Source organism: Marinilabiliales bacterium, assembly GCA_007695015.1.
In the GTDB taxonomy this organism is placed as follows: Bacteria; Bacteroidota; Bacteroidia; order Bacteroidales; family PUMT01; genus PXAP01.
In genome coordinates this window covers 43,967-63,252 of the sequence record REEN01000052.1, presented here as the reverse complement: position 1 = coordinate 63,252, position 19,286 = coordinate 43,967, and the positions used below count along the sequence as shown (strand labels likewise).

Genomic DNA, 19,286 nt, shown 5'->3' with positions numbered 1-19,286 from the left:
TCTCAGTTCTCCGGGGTATTTGTAAAAGACGGCAATAATTACTAACATTGAGTTTTCTGTCTAACTGCATAAACCCTTAAAATGACGCAGGAAATACTCATCAAAAAGGCTTCCGGTGAGAAAGAGCCCTTCTCAGCCGAAAAACTTGAAAACTCGCTCAGGCGGGTTGGCGCCGGCAAAGAGGCCACAGCCCGCATAACCGATGAGATCAGCAACTGGCTGCAGGAGGGGGTATCTACCAAAAAGATATACCGGGAGGCATTCAGGCTGCTGAAGAAGCACAAGAGCGGCACGGCTGCAAGATACAAGCTCAAGAAGGCAATTATGGAGATGGGGCCTACGGGATACCCTTTTGAACATTTTGTGGGACAGCTCATAAAACACTACGGATATGATATTGAAGTGGGTAAGGAATTAGAAGGGCAGTGCGTCAGACACGAAGTTGATGTAGTGGCTACCGGCAACGGCAGGCAGATCTTTGTCGAGTGCAAATTCTATAACAGCCAGGGAAAACATGCCAATGTGAGGGTGCCTCTCTATATCAGGTCCCGGGTCGATGACATAGTAAAAAAGAGGGAGGTCCTGCCGGAATTCTCCGGTTTTAAGTTTCAGGGGTGGGTTGTTACCAATACCCGGTTCACCACCGATGCCGTCGATTACGGAAAGTGCTCGGGACTGCACCTGGTAAGCTGGGATTATCCGGCAGGTCACGGACTTCGCGACATGATAGAAAAAGAGAAATTCTTTCCGGTAACGGTCCTCACCTCCATCAACAAGCAGCAGAAACAGGTACTGCTTGATGCGGGTATTGTTTTGTGCCGGCAAATATGCCGGGATCATAAGATAGTGGATAAGCTGGAGGTCACCCCGCAGAAGAGAAAGAAGCTCCTTGAGGAGGTAGGCGAACTTTGTGACTGCGACGACTGCAGATCCTGAATGTTATTAAAGCATATAATGAGCGCCGGAAAGACAGCACCCGGCCATGTATACCTTGATTCTGGATTATGACAAATGGTCTTGTATTCGATATACGCAGATACTCGGTGCATGACGGGCCGGGCATCCGGACAACCGTCTTTTTCAAGGGCTGTCCCATGAAATGTACCTGGTGCCACAACCCGGAAGGCATCTCTCCGGAACAGCAGGAGATCACGCGGACCCGCCGGTTAAACGGTAAAAGTAAAAATTACCAGGATGCGGTCGGACGCCTGATGACCCCCGCAGAGGTGATGGCCGATGTGATCAAAGACCAGATATTCTATGAAGAGAGCGGCGGGGGTGTTACATTCTCGGGAGGAGAACCTCTGATGCAGTATGAATTCCTTATGAGTCTGCTGTTATTATGCAGGGGTAGGGGACTCCATACGGCGGTCGACACTTCCGGTCATGCTCCGCCTGATCAGTTCAACAGGGTGGCTGAAAACACCGACCTCATGCTTTATGACCTCAAAACAGCCGATGCCGGCAAGCACAGCTCCTTTACCGGACAGGACAACAGTCTTATCATTGCGAACCTTGAGGCTCTTGACGGTGCAGGACCCCGGGTAATTATCCGCATCCCACTGATACCGGACTTCAACTGTACAGTTAAGGATATGGAGGGGCTGCGTGACCTGATCTCTGCAACAGAGGCCAGGGTTGCCAGGATCGACCTTCTGCCCTGGCACCGGCTGGGCAATGAAAAATACAAAAAGCTCGGAATGGTACCGCCGGCCACTACGGAAAAGGTGACAGACGGAGAGCAGACCAACATGTTGAAGGAGGTTTTTACCCGAAGCGGTTACAATGTGAAAATCGGAGGATAATCATTATGGCTATGACGAACAGGGTGCAGCAGCTCAGAAAACAGAGTCTTGAAGCGGTTAACCGGCTCGATCATGAGAGGGCCCTGCTGGTGACGGAGTTTTACAGCAACCATGCAGATGATGCCGGTCCGGTTCCGGTACAGCGGGCATTGTGCCTGAGGCATATTCTAGAAAACAAGAAGCTCTGGACAGGCGAAGGCGAGCTGATAGTCGGCGAACGCGGACCGGCACCAAAGGCTGCACCGACCTATCCGGAAATAACCCTGCACTCCGTGAAGGACCTGGAGATACTCAGCTCCCGCCCGAAAGTCTCTTTCGCCGTGAAGGATGAAACGAGGCGCGCCTACCGCGATATCATCATACCCTTTTGGAAAGGCAGGACCAACAGGGACAGGCTCATGGGGCTGATGACACCGGAATGGAAAAAGGCCTATGAGGCAGGGGTATTCACAGAATTCCAGGAGCAGCGGGCCCCCGGTCATACTGTACTCGGACACAAACCATGGAAAAAGGGACTTGCCGGACTTATCAAGGAGTGTGAAGAGGCATCGGCCGGCATTGAAACCGCTGATCCTGAAGCCCCCAAAAAGAGAGCACAGCTGAAAGCCATGCAGATAGCCGCGGAGGCTGTGATTGCCTATGCCAGCCGCTATGCCGTCGCCCTGGAAAAGATGGCGGCCACAGAGAAGGACCCGGCGCGCCGGGAGGAGCTCGGCAGGATGGCAGCAATCTGCCGCCATGTTCCTGCAAACGCACCACGTACGTTCCATGAGGCACTGCAGCATTACTGGTTCATACACCAGGGGGTCATAACCGAGCTTAATCCATGGGATTCGTTCAGTCCGGGACGGCTGGACCAGCACCTTGCCGGTTTCTTCGAAAAGGATTCCGCCGAAGGGAGGCTTACCGCCGCTGAAGCAAAGGAGCTGTTGCAGTGCCTGTGGGTCAAGTTCAACAACCACCCGGCCCCTCCTAAAATAGGTGTGACGGCAGAGGAGAGCAACACCTACACCGACTTCGCACTTATCAACCTCGGGGGCTTAAAAGAAGACGGCTCCTGCGGCGTTAACGACATGACATCCCTCATCCTGGAGGTGATAAAGGAGATGAGGCTGCTTCAGCCGGGCAGCATGGTGCAGGTCAGCAAAAAAAATCCCGCTACCCTTATCCACAAATCACTTGATATCATACGTACCGGATTCGGACAGCCGTCGCTGTTCAATACAGATGCCATTATACAGGAACTTCTCCGCCAGGGTAAATCCATTGAAGACGCACGAAACGGGGGCGCTTCAGGATGCGTTGAGTCCGGGGCCTTCGGCGCCGAGGCATATATACTTACCGGCTACTTCAACCTGGTAAAAATTCTGGAGCTTGCCCTTAACAACGGATATGACAGGCGTACGAAGGTACAGGCGGGTCCTGAGACAGGTGACCCGGGAAAATTTGCCGCCTTCGAAGATCTTGCCGCTGCCTTCAGGGCTCAGCTAAATTACTTTGCAGACCTGAAGATTACAGGGAACAGGGCCATAGAGAAACTGTTCAGCGATCATCTTCCTGCTCCTTTCCTGTCGTTGCTGACAGAGGACTGCATAAAGAACGGGAAGGATTACAACTCCGGTGGAGCAAGATACAATACAAGCTATATACAGGGCGTGGGACTTGGCAGTGTAACAGACTGCCTGACTGCTTTGCGCTATCATGTATATGACAGGAAGACGATCACCATGAACAAAATGCTTGCCGCCCTTGAAGCTGACTTCAAAGATTTCGAAATACTGAGGGAAGAGTTGGTCTTTAATACTCCCAAATACGGCAACGACAACGATTACGCCGACCGGCACGCCATCCTCACCTTCAATATCTTCTTTGACGCTGTTGACGGGAAGCCCAATTACAGGAGCGGGTGCCATCATATCAACCTGCTGCCCACCACCTGCCATATCTACTTCGGAAAGGTAACCGGGGCGATGCCTGACGGCCGCAGGTCTGCCATGCCGCTTTCAGAGGGTATAAGTCCCGTCCAGGGTGCTGACACCCTTGGCCCGACCGCCGTGCTCAGATCGGCCTCCAAAATAGACCATATCAGAACCGGTGGCACCCTGCTCAACCAGAAGTTCGCCCCGTCATTTTTCGACGACAGTGAAAGCTATAACAAGCTCACTGCGCTGGTCAGAAGCTGGTTCCGCATGGACGGTCACCATATACAGTTCAACGTGGTATCAGCCTCCACACTCAGGGATGCAAAGAAAAACCCCGAACAATACCGCGATCTGATCGTGAGGGTTGCCGGGTACAGCGACTATTTCAATGATCTGGGCGAGGACCTGCAGAATGAGATCATCCAAAGAACCGAACAAACAACACAAAGGTGATCACAGCAGCCGGCACCCGGCCCGCATCATTTACTTCCCAGCCTGTCAATGCCGTGAAACAACGCAAGTCCCCCCGCCGAGGTCTCCTTGTAGAGACTCGGGAGGTCCTGTCCGGTTTTCATCATGGTTTTGACCACCTGGTCAAATCCTATCAGGTGCCGTCCGTCAGACAGCATTGAAAAATCACTGTGCGACAATGCCCTTGAGGCTGCAAGGGCATTACGTTCAATACAGGGTATCTGCACCAGTCCGGCCACCGGGTCACATGTCAGTCCCAGGTGATGCTCCAGCCCCATCTCGGCAGCATATTCAACCTGGAAGATACTGCCGCCGTAAAGCTGTGCAAGGGCTCCCGACGCCATTGCACATGCAGTGCCCACTTCACCCTGGCAGCCAACTTCAGCCCCTGATATTGAAGCATTGGATTTCACAAGGTTGCCGATTAATCCGGCAGTGGCAAGGGCGCGCAATATTCTTTTCTGGGGTGTCTTGTAGAAGTTTTTGTTCTGGTAAAGCACGGCAGGCAGCACGCCGCAGGCACCGCAGGTAGGGGCGGTAACTATCAGGTTGCCTGAAGCATTCTCCTCCGAAACGGCAAGGGCATAGGCATATACTGAGGTCCGCTTCTTTATGTAGCCTTTCGAATGCATAATTCTTACATGATACGAAGGGGCCTTTCTCGCCAGCTTCAATACGCCTGGCAGTGTACCCTCCTTCTCCAGGCCACTCTTTATGGAAGCCTGCATGATCTTCCATACCTCTGCAAGATAGTCCCATATATCCGGCTCCTCATATTCCGAAACAAATTCCCATATGGCCTTACCATTACCATAGCACCACTCAAGAATCTTCTCCATTGAACTGACAGGATAAATATCCTCCCGCCTGAACATGCCCGAATCATCGTCAATATCTCCTCCTCCGATACTGTATGCGGTCCACGTTCCCAACACCTTGCCTCCGCTGTCCAAAGCCTCAAACACCATCGCATTGGGGTGCCGTTCAAGGAACATATCGGGTTTCATTACCAGCTCCATTTCGTTTCCCTCAAAGGCCTCCTTCAGAGTTACGTCGGTCAGGTGTCCGAGTCCCGTCGCAGCAAGGCTCCCGTAAAGGGTCACCCTGTACCTGCCGGCACCGGGATGACGGCTTAGGAAGATCGATGATGCGCTCCTGGGAGCCATCGTATGGGAACTGGATGGCCCGTGACCTGTCTTGTATATATGCCTGATGCTTTGCATGATTATAAAAATTTGTAACCCAGATGAACGAAGCAGTTATATTTGATATTGACGCAGGATTATGATGATCAGGTAGTTTTAAGTTTAATCCGGTTCGGGCATTTTTATAAAAAAACCAGTTTCTCAGAATAATTGATTGCATAGCCGGTAATTCTGATAAAATAGATACCGGGTGTGAGACCATTATCCAATTCAAATTCAGGGCCGGTTAGTTCACCTGAGTAGATCTTACGTCCATTCAGGTCGAATAAGCTGATTAAAACATCTGAATATAGATCGATTCCATATATTGTAACTACTGCATTACCACTTTTCAGCGGGTTGGGATATATCCTGAACTTATTATCTCCCTGGCATACATCCGTAAACCCTTTTATTTCTGATACTCCGACAGGTTCATACACTTTTGCCGTTACGGCAATACGGTTCATTATACTATTGCTGCCATTGTAAGAAGCTTCAATATAGTAGGTGGTTGTTTCAGAAATTTCAGGAGTAATGAACCTTTCACCTGTATGTAAAATCTCACCACCGGCCGGTGCTGCATACCAGTTTACTTCGCCAAAATTGGATTCAGCCCCCAGTGTCGCTGTTCCTGAATTGCAAACTGATCCGTTTGCAGTGCTCAGAATCCTGGGAAAGGTGTCTTTTTCGATGGTGATGACACGAGGATTGTTGTAAACCTCTATGAGGTGATCATCTGAATTCTGTTCAAAGACAAGATTGTACCATGATGCGAAAAGAGCCCAGGGTGCATCATAATCGAGAGAAGTATCAATGTAGGGGATCGGGCCGTTTTCAGTCATTGCCACTATTTTTTTACCACCTGCAAGTTCGTGGTAAATATCGAATATGTTCTTTTGTGTTGAGTAGTTATAGTTTCCTGGATATGAATCATGTCCTACAATATCAACCTTATCATTACCCGGGTACCAGTCAGTTTCGGGAGTTGACCATACCCAGATCAGATTGTCCAGCTGATGGTGATTTGTCATCCGGTCAAAGATTATATCATATAATTTCAGGCAGGCTTCGGGTCCCTTTGCTCCCCACCAGAACCAGCCACCACCTGCTTCGTGCAATGGCCTCCACAATACAGGAATATTGGCTGTCCGGAATTTCTTCAATTGAACAGCAATGGCATCAATATCCCTTATAATCAGGTCATATTCGGGTGTACCCTCTTTAACAGCTTCGCGCACATCAAAAGTAGTCTGACTGGTGTAAAAGGTGTTGGTGCTTACCTGACCGCCGGCTGGTGAATGCCAATGCCACTGAAAACCAACAATACCCTTCCTGCCGCTGTTATTATACCAGTCTATGGCATTTTCGACGTTCCTGGCATTGGGATTTGCTCCAAAAGTGTGACCCCCGTCACGCCACAAGTATGGATATCCTTCCGTGTATTGTTGGAAATCCCATGTTTTATAAAGTGGCGACTGACCAGTGAGTTCTTTAACCTGATAATAAGTTGCACCATCGGTCTGCCCTGAAATAATACGTTCACCGTAATGAGACAAAATATAGTTGTAAACCGATCTGGCAGCAACGGTTGAGTTTTCAACAACCAGTTCAGATACCAAGTCGTCATAATTGTTCAATGTTGTGGCATGAACATCGAAACGGTCAATTTCAGTCCATCCCCAGTTGTGTGTCAGCTTAATTGAGTTTTTACCTTCGTTGAGCATATATTTACCAGCATCGGCAAATTCCCATCCGCTTGAGCCCGGAAATTCAACCTGCGAGTCCCCAGTGTCATTTATATTAACATTCTGAATTTTCCTGGTTGCAGAATGATACCTGATAAGAATCTGATAGAAAGCAGTTTTGGGTACAGAAACAGTTACGGTAACACCATCGCCGCTGTTTCTGATATTGCCAACGTAACCTGTTCCCGAATATCCGGAAATTGAAGTTTGTATGGCACTTCCGCCAAGGAGTTCGCCATCTTCGGCTTCAGCCGAATCGACCAGTGTGTTGTTTTGTGAGAATCCCGGAAAGTTTAATGCCAAAAAAAATGCAATCAAAATACAGGGAGACATTATTGAAGAAATGCATTTGTTGATATTTGTATTTGTCATATGGTTGTTTGAAGTGAAAAACACTCATTTAAACAGAGGCTATGAAGTCGGCGCAAATGGCAAATTTAAACAGAAAAAAGTATCTTTGCCGTCAAAACCCGGGAACTATGATAAAAGCTGTGATTTTCGACATGGATGGGGTGCTGATAGATTCCGAGCCGCTGTGGCGTGAGGCTGAGATAGAAGTTTTCCGGAAAGTGGGTATAAACCTGAATAGTGAGCTGTGCCGCCAGACCACCGGGCTCCGTACCGACGAGGCCGTGGCGCACTGGTACAGCTACAAACCATGGAAAGGAAAATCACAGGAAGAGGTAGGCAGGGAGATCGAAGAGGCCGTATGCGATATCATTGATAAAAAGGGTGAAGCTGCCCGCGGCGTTACCGGGATCATTGGCTTTTTCAAAAGCATGGGGCTACCCATGGCACTGGCCTCGTCGTCATCACCCGGAGTGATCGGCCGGATTTTAAACAGGCTGGGACTCCTTGATCAGTTCGGGATAATCCATAGCGCCGCACATGAGGATTACGGCAAGCCTCATCCTGCCGTCTATATTACCACGGCCGTGAAGCTGGGTGTTGATCCTGCACACTGCCTGGCAATTGAAGACTCACTTGCAGGGCTTATAGCAGCAAAAGCGGCAAGGATGAGAGCCATGGCCGTACCTGAAGAAAGTAACCGCACCAACCCCAGGTTCGGTATTGCCGATATCTGCCTCGACAGCCTTGCCGATTTTACAGCTTCGCACTGGGAAATGCTTAACTCGCTAAACGGCCTGAATGAATAATCCAACCGGAAACTTAATGCCGGCTTTCGCCTGAACAACATCATTCCACAGGTTCAAGCTGTATCGTAAAATGCCGCATTATAGGCGCCTCCTTAACGATCCTGTATCCCCTCTTTATCTCATCCCGTCTGTCGTATATATTCTTCAGTGCTGCTGCAACCACATCCATATGGTTGTTCGTATATACACGCCTGGGAACGGCCAGCCTTACAAATTCGACTGCCGGATAACGGTTCTCTCTTGTTACCGGGTCCCTGTCTGCCAGCAATGTGCCGATCTCTGTAGCCCTTACACCCGCTTCCCTGTACAGCTCAACCACCAGGGCCTGCCCCACAAACTCCTCCCTGGGCAGGTGCGGCAAGAACCTGCCTGCATCAACAAAAACGGCATGTCCGCCAACAGGTGTCTGAACCGGGATGTTGTAATGCCTCAGCAACCCGTCCAGGTATTCAATCTGCCTTATCCTTGTGCGCAAATACTCATAATCGGTCCCTTCCACAAGTCCCTGGGCAAGCGCGTTCATGTCGCGCCCTGACATTCCCCCGTAGGTAATGAAACCCTCAAACATGATGCTGTATACCGAAGCCCTCCTGAACCACTCCTCCCTGCGGAATGCAATGAATCCACCCATATTGACAATCCCGTCTTTTTTGCTGCTCATCGTCATTGCATCGGCATATGAGAACATCTCGCGCACTATCTCATTAATACTTTTATCGCTGTAGAGCTTTTCCCTCTCCTTTATGAAGTATGCATTCTCGGCAAACCTTGCAGCATCGAATATAACAGGAACCCCGAAGCGGTTGGCCATTTCTCGTACAGCCCTCAGGTTGTCCATCGATACCGGCTGTCCTCCGCCGGAATTGCAGGTAATGGTAACGATAACGAATGGAATTCGTTCGGCCGGGTAGCTGCTGAGCACATCTTCGAGTTTCAGCAGATCGATATTGCCCTTGAAGGGGTGGTCTAGTGTGGTATCTTCTGCAGCATCAACAGTGCAGTCCGCCGCCGCCGCCTTCCTGAATTCAATATGGCCTTTTGTTGTGTCAAAATGGGAGTTGCCGGGAACAATGTCCCCCTCCTTAACTAGTGCTGAGAACAATACGTTCTCGGCAGCCCTGCCCTGGTGTGTCGGCAGGAACCATTCAAACCCGGTTATATCTTTGATGACATCCTTTAGTTTGTAGTAGCTCGATGCACCTGCGTAACTCTCGTCGCCAACCATCATGGCCGACCATTGCCTGTCGCTCATCGCGCCGGTGCCTGAATCGGTAAGCAGGTCTATATAAACCTGCGCACTGGTAAGGTTGAACACATTATATCCGGCCTCCCTGATCCATTTTTCACGTTCATCGCGGGTACTTCTCCTGATGGCCTCGACCATCTTTATCTTATATGATTCTGCAAATGGAAGTTCCATATAATTAATCGTTTGTAAAGGTTTTAAATTAAAACGGGCGTCGGTTTCCGGCATGATCATAAAGTAAGCTGCCGGGTGGCTTGTCAGAAGCGCAGGAAGTGACAGGTATCCCTCTTCTTTATATTGAGATAAAGAAACTTGGGGGTCGTGTATATATAAATAAACGGGACCATTTCTGCAAATTTATTACAAATTTCCAGATTTCAGTTCACGCTGAACCGGAGTTTCATGGTTTTTCGAGTGCCCTGAAAACCTTTGATTCGCTGGTTGTACCCTTTGCCAGCGCCATTGCCGATTCGATGAGTGCAAGGTGCGAATATGCCTGCGGAAAATTACCGAGCAGCCTGTGGGTGCCGAACTCAATGTCCTCGCTGAACAGTCCCACGTGGTTACTGTACGTAAGCAACCTGTTGAACATCTCTTCGGCCTCGTCTCTCCTGCCGATCCTGCACAGGCTGGTCACAAGCCAGAAATTGCAGATTGTGAATGAGGTTGTGGGCAACCCGAAATCATCCTCATTCCTGTACCTGTACATAAGTCCGTCATTCAGCAATTCCCTTTGGATGGCCTCTACCGTGCTTATAAATTTCGGATCCGATGCCTCCAAAAAGCCGTATGTTTCCATCAGCAGGTTTGACGCATCCATATTATCGCTTCCGTAGGATTGTGTGAAGGCCTGCAATTCCGGGTTCCAGGCTCTACTGTGTATCTCGTCGCTTATCGTGCGCTTCAGACTGGTCCAATCCCTTACATAATCACCCATTCTCAGTATCTGCGCAATTCTGATGGCCCTGTCAACCGCTACCCAGCACAACAGTTTTGAGAAGGTAAAGTGGCTGCCCTCCGAACGGATCTCCCAGATCCCCTTGTCAGGTTTCTTCCAGTTAACCTCTACCGATTTGACTATGCTGCGCACAATCGTCCACAGCTCTTCGGCATGTTCGGTTGATACCTGGTACATCGTCATATCCTGGTAAATCACATCCATCAGCACCCCGTAAATATCATGCTGCTTCTGTTTGTAGGCGGCATTTCCTATCCTGACCGGTTTTGATCCGAAATAGCCGTCGAGGTGATCAAGGAAACGCTCCTTCAGCCTTCTCTCTCCCCTTATGCCGTACATTATCTGTATCCGTTCATCCTTTGCCGGGGTAACGTCGATGATGAACTTCAGAAAACCCAGGGCCTCGTTTGTGTGGGCTATCTTATTGAAGATCCTTATGGTCATTGCTGCATCCCTTATCCAGCAGAACCGGTAGTCCCAGTTTCTCACTTCACCAATTGCCTCGGGCAGTGACGTTGTTGCTGCAGCAAGAACAGCGCCGGTCTTTTGAAAGGTGAGCAGTTTGAGCACCAGGGCGCTCCGGTTTATCTCCTTGTCATACATGTTGAGGTGGATGGTCCTCTCCGACCAGTTGAGCCAGTATACCTTAGTCCTTTCATATTTGAGATATACCCTGTTAATATCCTGTGCACGGATCTTCTGGTTGTATGACATCAGGAAAAATGCATTTTGCTCCAGGGTGATCTCCCTCCTTTCGATTATACTCTCTTTATCAAAGTCCGTATAAAGATAGACCGATTCATATTTTCCTTCTGTGCTGAAGCTCTTGATATAATTATCGTTTGCAAAGGTCTCTGTTTTCCCTTTTGCATAGTTCAGCCTCGGGTCATACACTACCCTGAACCGGGGTTTCCCGGAAATATGCACGACGTAACGGACAATATCGGGAGGAGCGTAGTATCCCCCGTCTTCATTGTAATAACGCGGCATGAAATCGATCACCTCGAACCTGTCAGCGCCCTTCTCAAACCTTGTAACCAGTATATTGGTAGAAGGCAGGTATTCCTGTTCTGTTTGGTAGCCGCTGTCGCATTCAAAGCCGAATGTGCCTCCCTTCCCGGCATCGAGTATTCTCGCAAAAACCGATTGCGATCCGAAATCGGGCAGGCAGCACCAGTCGATCCATCCATCCCTGGATACCAGTGCTGCACTCATGCAGTTTCCTATAGCACCGTAATCAAGATTATTCATAATGCCTCTTTTTGAATATTTTCTGTACACTGTAAATTTAAAGGAAATTTAGGGCTTTTGAAAGAAACTGACCGTTAAGCTTGTTATCTTTACATCGTAATGGATAAGCCCGGAACCGTTAAGGAAAGCCTGTTCGGAAAAACCCTGGAAGAGCTGAAGTCAGTTGCAAAAAACCTGGGAATGCCCGGATATTCTGCTCTGCAGATAGCAGAATGGATATACGGAAAGAGGGCTGCATCTGTCGGAGAGATGACCAATCTTTCAAAAGCTTTCAGGGAAAAGCTTTCGCAGCAATATGAAATGGGGGTGACCCCTTTCAGCAAGTTTGTCTGTTCGGCCGACGGCACAAAAAAATATCTCTTCCCCACCAGGAGCGGCAAATTTATCGAAGCAGTCTTTATCCCCGAAAAAAACAGGCACACACTCTGCCTGTCAACCCAGGTTGGGTGTAAAATGGGGTGCCTGTTCTGTGCCACCGGCAAACAGGGTTTTCAATGCAACCTCACAGCAGGTGAGATACTCAACCAGCTCAGAATGATTGAAGAAAGCAGCAGCATAACCAACATCGTATACATGGGCATGGGAGAGCCATTTGACAACACTGCCGAGGTAATGAAGAGCCTGGATATACTTACTTCTCCCTGGGGCTTCGGCTTTGGTGCCCGCCGGATTACTGTTTCCACTATCGGGATAACCAGCGGGATACGAACTTTTCTCGATCAGAGCAACTGCCATCTCGCGGTCAGTCTTCACAGCCCCGTTGAGGAAGAACGCCGCGAACTGATGCCGGTAACAAAAGCATTCCCCCTCGGGACAATGATTGGGATGCTGAAATCATTCGAAGCCGGCAGGCAGAGGAGAATTTCGTTCGAGTATATAATGTTCGGGGGACTGAATGATACACCCTACCATGCCAGGGAACTGGTCAGGCTGCTGAGCGGACTTCGCTGCAGGATCAACCTTATCAGGTTCCATCCCGTGCCGGGTGTGGAGCTCGTACCGGCAGACGAAAGGACCATGGTAAGCTTCAGGGACCGGCTCAGCAGGAAAGGTATCACCACAACCATAAGGCAGTCACGCGGTGAAGACATCCTTGCCGCCTGCGGTATGCTGTCAACCAAAGAACTTTCCGGATAGTAAATAAGGGCGTGAAACACTTTACTGCCAGGAACCTGGCGGACTGGTACCTCGGCAAAGCTTTTTGGACTGACACCTCGGCAATTATTTTTGCATCAAAAAAACCCCTTCCGCGAAAGCTTAACGGAAAGGGTTAAAACATGAACTGCTCATGATGTCAAGGGCCGGCAAAATGCCGGTTATATATAGGAATAGATCAGTACATACTGTTTATCAGTTCGCCGAAGGAGTTTCTCTGCTTCACCCTGAACCTGAATTCCTGTCCCCCCTTGAGGATCAGGTTGAGTCCGTTCGGAGAGAGAAACCCGGTGTTGACAAAGTGCACCTCCCTGATATCCGAGGGCATTATCTCGAGGTCATACTTGCCTGCATTCCCGTTCAAACCCTTAAAGTAAATTCTCTGGTTTGTTACAATGAACTTGCCGTCAATTTTGCTTCCGTTTTCAAGCCTGTCGGAGTTCCCGGCTTTTACAACCATTTCGTTGGGTTTCAAATCTATCTGCATCTTGTTTCATTTTAAGGTTTGGTCTCAACTCTCTTTTTAACAGTTTTTGTGCCAAACTACTTATTAGACTGTATTTAAATTACATAACCTCATCTTGTTAATAACTATGGTGTCCGGTTACGAAACAATGTTGTACGTTTTTGAACACCTTCTGCATATAAGACCGCTCAGCGGACAAAATGTTACAGTCCGGGTAATATTTTTTTTGATTTGGATCACCGCACCATTGTTTGACCGGGAATTGAATTTCTATTCCAATTAGCCTATATTTGAATATATACTCTATTATTAGGATCATTTACTAACCAAAAACCCTATCAGTTATGAGCAGAAAAATCATTACCATCACTATTGCAGCAGCGGCAATATTTGTTTCAGGATGCAATGGCGATCATGGCAGTCCGGTTGGCTCAGAAGGATGGCTTACCGGCGATGTAACCGAAAAATTTGAGACTGTGGCCGACCACCTTGGCGGGTTTGGAAAGGCAATGTGGGAAGTTGATTACCGGTTCCAGGAGTTATGGTGGGCGGGACAGGACGGTAACTGGGAATATGCCGCCCACCAGATCGAAGAGCTTGAGGAGACGCTGGAACTCGGACTTGAACGGAGACCCGCGAGGGCGGCATCGGCGCAGCAATTCATGACCAAAGCCATTCCCGATGTTGAAGAGGCCATAGATGCCAGGAACCCCGAAATGTTCGACAGGCGCATCAACCTGATGCTGAATACCTGCAACTCATGCCATGCCCTGGAAGACATGCCGTTTTTGACGGTCAAGCCGCCGCTTCAGAGAAAGTCCACGATCAGGTAAGCAAAAAGCTAACCGGCCACAGGCCCGGGCACCTGCCCTTCAGGGACAGGCATCCGGGCTGACAGTGGAAAGGCGTAAATTCATTCAATTGCGTCGTCCCATAAAGATCCAGATATAGTACAACAATGTAGCGAGCGACGACAAAGCTGCAACTACATAGGTGTATGCCGCCCATTTGAGGGCATCCTGTGCCTGCGGATGTGTCGATCTGGTTGTTATATTACTGTGATTAAGCCATGCAAGTGCACGCCTGCTGGCATCTACCTCGACCGGCAGCGTAATAAAGCTGAATAGCGTGGTAAGTCCGAACAGGACTATACCTGCAAGCAGGATCCCAGGTTGTGCCTCAACCATCAGTATCCCGGCGAGCAATACCCAGTGGACCCATTTGGAAGCAAAGCTCACAGCCGGCACGAGCGCCGACCTCATCTTCAGAAAAGCATATGCCCGTGCATGCTGCACTGCATGCCCACATTCATGAGCTGCAACGGCAGCAGCAGCCACGCTGTTACCGTTATATACATCACTGCTCAGGTTAACTGTTTTCTGGAGCGGATGATAATGATCTGTCAGCTTGCCTGCGACAGATCTCACCTTGACATCGGTAATTCCATTGTCATGCAGCATCTTCTCGGCAACTTCCCTGCCTGTTATACCATAGTTCACCGGTATCTGCGAATACTTCCTGAACCTTGATTTGAGCTGGTTTCCAACAAGCCAGCTCAGCAGCATGAAACCTATAAATATTATCCAGATTGGAGCCATTTTCAAAAGTTTAATTGTTAATGTCAGATCAGTTAAAGAAACACCATTTTTAAGAGTTTATTTTGTTTCTGTCAAAAAATCTACCAAACCCCTTTTAACGTCAGGATAGCGACAATTTGTCCGATATCTCCTCAATACTTGTCTGAGAATGCTGACATAAACAATTTTCAGGCCTAAAAGGTTAAAAGAATTCTGCCATTTACGATATTATGTTAATATTTTGTACATTTCTGCCCTGAAAGTCTCATTTACCATTGTGAGCAACAGGCCTGGAATTATGTTGACAAACCAAACATCTGATACCGAAGATATTTATAACCGGGAAATCGTTAAAAGTCTTCGCTATGCTGGTATGATCCAGAGAGCCTTGCTCCCTTCGGCTGCACGCATGGAGAGAATACTGGGGGAACATTTCACCCTGTTCATGCCTAAAGATGTTGTGAGTGGTGATTTCTACTGGGTATCCCGCAAAGGCAAATGTATTTTTGTAGTAGCAGCTGATTGTACCGGGCATGGTGTGCCCGGCGCACTGATGAGTATACTCGGGATATCTTTTCTGAACGAGGTTGTCAAAACCGACTGCACCAGCAAGCCTAACAGGATACTGAACAAGCTCAGGGAAAAAATAATGGAAGCGCTTAACCAGACCGGCGACCTGAGTGAGACTAAGGATGGCATGGACCTCTCAATGTGTATAATAGACTGTGAGAAGCAGGAGCTTCAGTTTTCAGGGGCGAATAACCCGCTTTACCTGATCAGGGACAATGAACTTATTGAGATCAAGCCTGACAAGATGCCGGTCGGCGTCAATGCAGTTGACGAGGAACCTTTTTCAAACAACATAATAAATATAAGCAGGAACGACCGGATCTACATGTTCACTGACGGGTTTCCCGACCAGTTCGGCGGGCCCAAGGGAAAAAAATTCAAGTACGGACCCTTCAAGAATCTTCTTCTGGATATCCATCAAAGGGAGATGAAACAGCAACTCAATATTCTCACCGAAACAATAGCTGACTGGATGGGAGGTACTGAACAGATTGACGACATACTTGTTTTAGGCTTTTCTATAACCTGATATTTCTACAATATGCGCCTTACACAATTCAGGATCAGGCATTTCAGAAGCATTGTCGATTCAGGTTGGAACAACCTGTCACCCGACAATATTACAGCTCTTATCGGACAGAATGAATCGGGCAAAACATCTGTGCTTGAAGCTCTTCACTGCTTTCAAAAAGGCACCATATCCGAGGATGTCCTTCGCAGCGACCTGAGCATGCCGATTGTCTCATGCCGGTTCATGCCCGATGATGATAATTTTGATTTTGAAGGAACCGGATCATTGCCCCCCGGTGTGCTAGATTTAATAAAAATGAAAGGCTCTTTCATACTTGAAAGGACATGGACATCCGACCAATCAAGCACTGTTCAGCTGTCAGGTAATGAGATCACCGATGTTTTCATGCAAATAGAGGATGCCGAAAAAGAGCTGGTAATAGCAGCCCTGGCCGGGGCTGAAGAGGTCATAAAGCAGTTTGCTGATAAAGAAAAAGAGATCGGAGAGCTGCAAACCAGAATTACTAACCAGAGAAAAGAAACCGAAGCCGCAGAAGCAAAGCTGAACCTGCTGAACAAGCAGATCAAACGGTCAAAAGATCCCTCAGCAGGCGAGGTGACAAGGCGCAATGCAGAGAAGGTTAAAGAAAAGCTGGCTTCACTTGCACAAAACATAAGTGACAAAGAGAACCGGCTATCTGATCTCAGACTTAAAATAGCAGAGGAGGAGTTAATTAATAACTATTCTAAAGAGTGCCTGACTCTACACGGGAACCTGGAACGGGAGATTGCAGGGATGGAGAAGGCACATTCGGTCATGGCTGACATTGAGCAGTCGATACCCTTTCTGAAGGAGGAGATGGAGAAAAAGGCAGGTGAGGCCCGGTTATTCAACGCAAAGGAAGAATATATCAAAATAAGCCGCAATGTTGAACTGCTAAGGGAAAAGACGGCTATCAGGCTGAGAGCCCTGGCAAAGATCATCGACCAGGCAGAACCGGAAACAGCGGAGGAAGAAGCCGCAGATGATTATAAAAGCTTCAGCTCGATGCTGACCTGCGAAGAGGCAGGTGACCTGTTCTTTGAGTACATACCACCGTTTGAGTTTTTCGAGGACTTCAGCAGTTTACTGCCCAACAGGATAGATCTTGAAGACATCTTTGAAGACAACGCAAGGATTGAAGGGTACAAGGCCGTCCGCAATTTCCTGCTGGTTGCCGGACTTGATCCGGGCTTTTTCAGGCAGACGAACAACAGGATACTCAAGCAGAAGATAGAAAACCTCAACAACGAGGTGACTGTTGACTTCCAGGAATACTGGCGGCAAAGCCTTGGCAAAACCAACAAGATCAGGATTCATTTTGAACTTGAGCATTACGACATATCAAATCCCGACAAAATGGGGCGGCCCTACCTCGAATTCTGGATCAAGGACAGGCACGAGAGGCTATATCCAAAACAAAGAAGCAGGGGTGTAAGGTGGTTCCTTTCGTTCTATCTTGAGCTTAAGGCCTTTGCAAGGAAGAACCACACCAGGAACAGGATACTTCTTATAGACGAACCCGGTCTCAGCCTTCATGCCCGCGCACAGGAAGATGTACTGAAAGTGTTTGAAGATATTAAGGAAAATATCCAGATAATTTATTCGACACACTCACCGCACCTGATAGATACCGGTAAGCTCTACAGACTGCTGGCCGTTCAGAGATCCGGCGAGGACAGGGAGCAGAGTGAAACGATCATCTTTGATGCCTCTCACCTCCATTCAGCAACATCAGACACCCTCTCACCCGTCAGTTCACTACTGGGGGCAGGCATAACCAGGAGAGAGGTGCCTGACAGAGACAGAAACATTATAGTTGAAGACGTTACGACCTTCTACTATTTGTCAGCTTTTGCCGCAATAACAGGGCATGAGCCCAAAATGAGCTTTATTCCTGCTGTCGGCCCCGCAGGAGTATCCGTACTGGTCAACCTGCTGACCGGATGGGGTTTAGATTTTGCCGTCCTGCTGTTTGACAACCCCGATAACAGCATTACACTAGAGGAACTGCAGTCATATCTTCACAATTTTGACAAGGATGCAAACGAATCACGACTGGTATATGCCACATCCTTTCAGACAGCTGAAGATCTTTTGTCGAACCTGGACTTCAAGAAGCACATCATCAGGAAGAGAGTTGGCATATCGGGCACCAACTCGGCCTATATAGCTGACAACAATATTTCCCGCCCGGTAATAGCGGCCTCATTCATGCAGGAAGCTTCTGCGGGAACTATCACCCTCAAGGATATTGATGAGGAGACCCGTGATAATCTTAAAGCAATCTTTTCCTCCCTTGAGTTAAAGCTCAGGAGCGCGGGTGGAACCTGATAATGGCATCCCTCAGGTATTCGCGGTCCAGATGTGTGTATATTTCAGTGGTTATAATGGACTCATGACCCAGCATCTCCTGCACCGCTCTCAGATCGGCCCCGCCCTCTATCAGATGTGTTGCAAATGAATGTCTGAATGTATGGGGGCTGATACTCTTTTTCAGCCCGGCTTTCATGGCCAGCTGCCTTACAATGGTGAATATCATGACCCTTGTAAGTTTTTTGCCCCTGCGGTTAAGGAACAGAAAATCCTCATGCCCCCTTGCCACCGGCAACCTGTTCCTGTCCCCCATCCAAACATCTATCGCTTTGAGCGCCTGTCTTCCTACAGGTACCAGGCGCTGTTTATCTCCCTTGCCGGTAACCCGTATGAACCCCTCACTGAAAAAGATATCGCTTATGCGCAGATTAACCAGTTCTGACACTCTCAGGCCGCCGCTGTAGAGGGTTTCAATAATCGCCTTGTTCCTGGTGCCTGTTTCTGTGCTGAGGTCAACAGAGCCGGCAACAGCATCGATCTCAGCCACCGTCAGTACCTCGGGAAGCTTGCGCTCTGTCCGCGGCATCTCAAGCAGAGATGAGGGGTCGCTTTCGATCATTTCCCCGAGAAGGAGAAACCTGTAAAAAGCCCTTATACCGGAAATGATCCTTGCCAGGGTCCTGCCTGAAACATTAAAGTCGTCAAGCCACTGCAAAAAAGCGTGAAGCTCTGCAACACCTATCCTGTCAGGGTCCGGCTTGCTTTCGATCATTGAGGCAAAGCTTTTCAGTTTTGTGATATCGCTTATGTAGGCCTCAACAGAATTGTCAGATAATGCTTTTTCAAGTTTGAGATATCCCCTGAACTCCTTTATTGCGGGATCCCATTCCATTGCAGTGTAATTTACCGT

15 protein-coding genes are annotated in these 19,286 nt (G+C 48.6%); 8 read left to right on the top strand and 7 right to left on the bottom strand.

All coding sequences use genetic code 11. From position 1 onward, the window contains the following. Positions 1–81 precede the first annotated feature (81 nt). The 3 genes from EA408_06030 (at position 82) to EA408_06020 (ending at position 4,180) form a co-directional block, all read left to right on the top strand. Complete coding sequence (locus EA408_06030; protein TVR72923.1) at positions 82–936, top strand: ATP-binding protein; 855 nt, start codon at positions 82–84, stop codon at positions 934–936. Between the two features lie 68 nt (positions 937–1,004). Then, positions 1,005–1,805 (top strand): glycyl-radical enzyme activating protein, encoded by an 801-nt coding sequence (locus EA408_06025; GenBank protein TVR72922.1) that lies wholly within the window; start codon positions 1,005–1,007, stop codon positions 1,803–1,805. Between the two features lie 11 nt (positions 1,806–1,816). After that, a complete protein-coding gene (locus EA408_06020; protein TVR72921.1) occupies positions 1,817–4,180 on the top strand; it encodes a glycyl radical protein in 2,364 nt (787 codons plus the stop codon). 26 nt (positions 4,181–4,206) lie between these two features. Here the strand turns inward: EA408_06020 and EA408_06015 are convergent, their stop codons facing one another. Continuing rightward, positions 4,207–5,421, bottom strand: a complete 1,215-nt coding sequence (locus tag EA408_06015; GenBank protein TVR72920.1) for an L-serine ammonia-lyase — start codon at positions 5,419–5,421, stop codon at positions 4,207–4,209. A gap of 104 nt (positions 5,422–5,525) precedes the next feature. Continuing rightward, on the bottom strand, positions 5,526–7,526 hold the full coding sequence (locus EA408_06010; protein ID TVR72919.1) for a T9SS C-terminal target domain-containing protein: 2,001 nt from the start codon (positions 7,524–7,526) through the stop codon (positions 5,526–5,528). 83 nt (positions 7,527–7,609) lie between these two features. On the opposite strand from EA408_06010, the gene hxpB reads away from it, so the two are divergent. Continuing rightward, positions 7,610–8,287 (top strand): hexitol phosphatase HxpB, encoded by a 678-nt coding sequence (gene hxpB / locus EA408_06005; GenBank protein ID TVR72918.1) that lies wholly within the window; start codon positions 7,610–7,612, stop codon positions 8,285–8,287. A gap of 40 nt (positions 8,288–8,327) precedes the next feature. Here hxpB and EA408_06000 read toward each other — a convergent pair whose 3' ends face one another. Continuing rightward, entirely contained in the window at positions 8,328–9,707 is a 1,380-nt protein-coding gene (locus EA408_06000) for a tryptophanase (GenBank protein ID TVR72931.1), read from the bottom strand. 226 nt (positions 9,708–9,933) lie between these two features. Beyond that, positions 9,934–11,742, bottom strand: coding sequence for a glycoside hydrolase family 15 protein (locus tag EA408_05995; protein TVR72917.1), 1,809 nt, complete (start codon positions 11,740–11,742; stop codon positions 9,934–9,936). A 99-nt stretch (positions 11,743–11,841) separates the two neighbouring features. Between EA408_05995 and rlmN the strand changes: the two genes are divergently transcribed. Further along, the gene (gene rlmN / locus EA408_05990; protein ID TVR72916.1) at positions 11,842–12,879 is read left to right on the top strand and encodes a 23S rRNA (adenine(2503)-C(2))-methyltransferase RlmN; all 1,038 of its coding nucleotides are present in this window, start codon (positions 11,842–11,844) and stop codon (positions 12,877–12,879) included. Positions 12,880–13,075: 196 nt separating this feature from the next. Here rlmN and EA408_05985 read toward each other — a convergent pair whose 3' ends face one another. After that, on the bottom strand, positions 13,076–13,384 hold the full coding sequence (locus tag EA408_05985; protein TVR72915.1) for a hypothetical protein: 309 nt from the start codon (positions 13,382–13,384) through the stop codon (positions 13,076–13,078). Between the two features lie 323 nt (positions 13,385–13,707). On the opposite strand from EA408_05985, the gene EA408_05980 reads away from it, so the two are divergent. Further along, the gene (locus EA408_05980; protein TVR72914.1) at positions 13,708–14,196 is read left to right on the top strand and encodes a hypothetical protein; all 489 of its coding nucleotides are present in this window, start codon (positions 13,708–13,710) and stop codon (positions 14,194–14,196) included. Between the two features lie 84 nt (positions 14,197–14,280). On the opposite strand, the gene EA408_05975 is transcribed toward EA408_05980, so the two are convergent. After that, on the bottom strand, positions 14,281–14,961 hold the full coding sequence (locus EA408_05975) for a zinc metallopeptidase (GenBank protein ID TVR72913.1): 681 nt from the start codon (positions 14,959–14,961) through the stop codon (positions 14,281–14,283). Between the two features lie 277 nt (positions 14,962–15,238). On the opposite strand from EA408_05975, the gene EA408_05970 reads away from it, so the two are divergent. Both EA408_05970 and EA408_05965 read left to right on the top strand, forming a co-directional pair. Next, complete coding sequence (locus EA408_05970; protein ID TVR72912.1) at positions 15,239–16,039, top strand: hypothetical protein; 801 nt, start codon at positions 15,239–15,241, stop codon at positions 16,037–16,039. Positions 16,040–16,051: 12 nt separating this feature from the next. Further along, positions 16,052–18,394, top strand: coding sequence for a hypothetical protein (locus EA408_05965; protein ID TVR72911.1), 2,343 nt, complete (start codon positions 16,052–16,054; stop codon positions 18,392–18,394). On the opposite strand, the gene xerD is transcribed toward EA408_05965, so the two are convergent. After that, complete coding sequence (gene xerD, locus EA408_05960; GenBank protein ID TVR72910.1) at positions 18,372–19,268, bottom strand: site-specific tyrosine recombinase XerD; 897 nt, start codon at positions 19,266–19,268, stop codon at positions 18,372–18,374. The genes EA408_05965 and xerD overlap by 23 nt on opposite strands. Positions 19,269–19,286 lie beyond the last annotated feature (18 nt).